We start from the raw sequence: 3,930 nt of genomic DNA, 5'->3' as shown, positions 1-3,930 counted from the left end.
TGCTGAAGGACATGCTCTCCTCGTCCGTTCCCAAAGTGACCCTGACCGAAGTGTTCAGGCAGGCGGCGGAGTCGCAGATAATAGCCAACGCCCACCGGGTCAACAGGGGACTGCCGCTGCTGGTCGACAGGTCCAGGACGGACCTGTTGTTTATTGAGAAGGACGAGCCGGGAGAGATCGCCCGGAGCGTGGTGGCCCGGGCCGCAGGTCTCTTGCGCAGGGGGGAGGACGTGCAGGTGCTCTCGCCTAAAAAAGACGGCCTCCTGGGCACGCGGGAGCTGAACAGGCTGATCCAGGGAGCGGTCAACCCCGCAGGCAGGGAGGTGAAGCACGGTGACCGTGCCTTCCGGGTGGGCGACAGGGTCATCCAGACCAGGAACAACTACGGGAAGTACGTCTTCAACGGGGACATCGGGGTGATAAGGAGGGTCGGCAGCAGGGTCGAGGTGCAGTTCAACGGGGACGTGGTTCCCTACAGCTACGACGAGCTGTGGGAGCTCGAGCTGGCGTACTGCATAAGCGTGCACCGGTCTCAGGGTTCCGAGTTCGGTACGGTAATAGTCCCGGTATCGACGTCCCACCACTACATGCTGAGCCGCAACCTGCTGTACACTGCCGTTACCAGGGCGAAGGAGAAGCTGGTGCTGGTAGGCTCCAAAAAGGCCCTGGCCATGGCGGTGAGGAACGACAGCCCGGTGAAGAGGTACACGATGCTCGGGGAATTTTTGCAGGAATACTGACACAAAAAGTCCCGCGTGAGAAACCGCGCGGGACTTTTGTTTTTTTGGGGCTTTCCTTCTGGAAGTCCCAAAAAAACCAAAAAAAGGAGTGTAAGAAAATGTTAACAAAAACTCCGGGCGTTGTCAAGCGGGAAAGCGGAAATTCTTTCTGCGAGCTCTACGGTAAGGCGGTCGCCGGGCAGGGCGCGACTTCCATCCCCACCGCCCTGTTCCGCCACCAGAGGGAGCTGGGGATATCTTTCCAGGAAATGGCCTTTATCTGTCACCTCTTGAGCTACCAGCAGGCTGCCGGCAACCCTCACCCTTCCATCAGAGAACTCAGCAGGTTAACCGGCGTGAGCGAGAAGACCCTGCACGCCTACAAAAAGAGCCTGGTCGAGAAGGGGCTGGTGATCGTGCGCAACAGGCGCGATCCCGGCAAAGGCCAGCTGAGCAACGAGTACGACCTGACACCCGTACTTGAAAAACTGCTGCAAATTGTCCAGGACGAGCGGGAAAAGGTCTCCAGCCCGGGCAGTTCCGGGTGCAGTTCTCCCTCTATGCCGGCAGACCATAAGCGTGTGGAAATTCCACACTCCCCATTTTCTAAACTCCACAGGGGGGTCTGTGAAGGCTACATGTCCCCTCTCACCACAGGTCCCGACGAAATACAAACTGTCCGGGACGGGAGGGGGGAAGGGGTCTGTAGAGACCACACGTCCCTTTTTGCCACGGATTTCCACCGGCTTGTCCAGGACGAGCGGGAGAAAGCCTCCAGTCCGGACGGCTCCGGGTATGGTTTTATTCCTGCCCCGGAAAGGATTCCACACCCTTCACTTTCCGAATTCCAGAGGGGGGTCTGTGGAGACTGCACATCCCCTCTTACCGCAGGTAAAGAAGCTCCTGGCCTGGACGAAGGCGGGTGCGGCTCTCCCTTTACCCCTGGAGGTCGCGCCGAGGGATGTGAAAATATTCTGGGCCTCCCACCACTTTTCGAAGTCCAGTGGGGGGTCTGTGAAGACTGCACCCCCCCTCTTACCACGGGTTCCGACATAAATGTTGTTGCTGATGTTGCTGTTGTTGATCTATCTACTGAACAACTGAAAGGTATTCTTTTAGATCAACAACTGAAAGATACTCTTTCTACTGATCGGCAGCTAGAGAGAAGTACTACTATCAACAGCACTGTCAGCGGTAAAGAGAAAGTGCCGTTCGGCTTTGTTCCGGACGCAGGCACTTTCCGTTTCGGTACAGACGTACCAGGTATGTCACCGGCAGCTGCTGGTATCCGGTCATGCCCGGGATTTTTGGAAGGGGCTTTGCTGGGCGGCATGCCCGCTGGCAGCTGGGGCGGGCTGGAGGGAATGCCCGCACCTGGCGTTTCGTCTGGCGCGGCTGTACCGGGCGGGCCTCTGGACGGTATGCCTGGGGAGGGGAGACCCGCGTCTGGCATTTCGCCTGGCGCGGTCATCCCGGAGCTGCAGGCGGCAGTGCTGGCGGCTACCGGGGCCCACGTGCCCCCGGAGTTTTTTGGGAAGCTCCTGCTGAAGTTCCCGGTAGAGAAAATCAGGGAGAAGATCGAGCTCATCAGCGATATGGGCAGCAGCACGGTGATCAGGAACGTCCCCGGTTTCCTGGTTGCTGCTCTCAGGGACGACTACAAGCACGTGCCCGGGCGGCCGCGGGGTCGAGAGGTCCGTACCGGAGAGGACGGAGAGAGCTGGCCGAAAGCGGGAGCGGAGAGAGCAGGTACCGGGACAGTTTTTGAATACGACAAGCAGAGGAGGAGGGAGCTGTTGAAATCCCTTTATCTTTCCTGAAAACCGTGTCGTCGAGCAGGTCCGGGGTGGCGGGTGTCCGCGGTCAAGTCAGCATAGAAGAGGATCCAGTCGTGGTGGATGCGGCTTCGGAGTATTACATCAGGTGGGTTCAGGAGTTCAACGCAAGGACGAACGAGATGACCATACCGCACATACATTCTTACGCCGAAAGGATAAAGACCTCTGTATTCAAGATAGCCCTGCTGCTTGATGCTGACACGTGTGCTTCGAGGGGAACGGGCGAATTCCGCAGCTGGACACTGCCGGCGGTTCAATGGGCGTGTGCGTTCGGGGACTATTTCCTGTCCACAGCACATGAGGTTTTAAGCCGCCTGGCGTTCAGCGATTTCGAGCGTCTCGCCAGGAAAGTTTTCGATATCATATCGGCGAAAAGAGGGGGCATCACGCAGCGCGACCTGCTTCGTGCCGCAAAGGTACCGAAGCCTGCCTTATCAGAAGTTATCGACTGCTTAATTGAGACAGAACTGGTAGAGCGGCACCAGGTAGTGTCCAGGAGGGCCCAGGACGTATGTTTATATTTCTAAACTTTAGAAACTGTCACCGGGTCCGGTGACAGTTTGGTGACAGTTTTAAAGTGGCTCGAAGCCTTGAAATACAAGGGTTTGCGGGAACTGGAAATTTAAAACCGTCACTACCCTCTGGTGACAGTATAACCCTTATGTATCAAAGCCTGGAGGCCATTTTTTAAAACTGTCACCTGAAATTGAAATTAATGATCAAGAGGGGGGTGTGTATAGAAAGCGGGATTTTGGTGACAGTTTCCCTTGGCCTTACAGCCACAAGGGTTATACTGTCTCGGTGACAGTTTTTCTGTCACTGGCGATATTTGTCGTTTAAAGTCATATATGGAAATATAAACAAGCAACCAACTTGCGATAATATGGTTGTCTGGAATGTATGGGAAAATATGGAGGTGTTTCAGATGAGAAGAAGGACCCCGTGGAGAAGCTCTTCCTCGAGTGCCTGGACGAGCTCGCCGAGCTGTCGGAAGTGGTCGTGGAGGAGTGGAGCACCCCGGACGTGGTGCAGGAGTACCTGCAGAACATCGTGAGCGGATACTACGCCAGCCTCCAGAGGATCAAGCGGTAGAAGGCTGCCGGGCCGGTGTCGGACCTGAGCGCCCGTATATACTGCAAGCGCCGGGACGAGCTGACCAGGCAGGAGCTGGCTAAGAAAGGGCTGCTCGAGCCCCCGTCGTCGGAGTAACCACTTCCGCGTTAGCAAGTTTACGGTTCAGAGGGGAAACCCGGTAAGGACCCGGGGAAAAGGAAAGGGGGCGGTCGGTTTTTGATAGCGCTGCGCGATTACCAGATCCAGGCGCTCGACTCGATCAAGAAACTGCTGCCGCAGAAGAAGCGGTTGCTGGTCGT

General features: G+C 56.6%; 4 protein-coding genes. All 4 read left to right on the top strand.

The window, feature by feature from the left end; genetic code table 11:
- The coding region (locus tag ACPLUI_RS12280; protein ID WP_424660545.1) for an ATP-dependent DNA helicase at positions 1 to 740 on the top strand (740 nt) is incomplete at its 5' end.
- Positions 741 to 838: 98 nt separating this feature from the next.
- Positions 839 to 2,539: a helix-turn-helix domain-containing protein gene (locus ACPLUI_RS12275; protein WP_424660544.1), complete on the top strand. Its 1,701-nt coding sequence runs from the start codon at positions 839 to 841 to the stop codon at positions 2,537 to 2,539.
- A 5-nt stretch (positions 2,540 to 2,544) separates the two neighbouring features.
- A complete protein-coding gene (locus ACPLUI_RS12270) occupies positions 2,545 to 3,084 on the top strand; it encodes a hypothetical protein (protein WP_424660543.1) in 540 nt (179 codons plus the stop codon).
- Between the two features lie 373 nt (positions 3,085 to 3,457).
- Positions 3,458 to 3,649, top strand: coding sequence for a hypothetical protein (locus ACPLUI_RS12265; RefSeq protein ID WP_424660542.1), 192 nt, complete (start codon positions 3,458 to 3,460; stop codon positions 3,647 to 3,649).
- Positions 3,650 to 3,930 lie beyond the last annotated feature (281 nt).

Source organism: Desulfofundulus sp. (assembly GCF_049701015.1).
In the GTDB taxonomy this organism is placed as follows: Bacteria; Bacillota; Desulfotomaculia; order Desulfotomaculales; family Desulfovirgulaceae; genus Desulfofundulus.
Note: the sequence above shows the minus strand (reverse complement) of the source record. Positions and strands in the feature narration are given on the sequence as shown.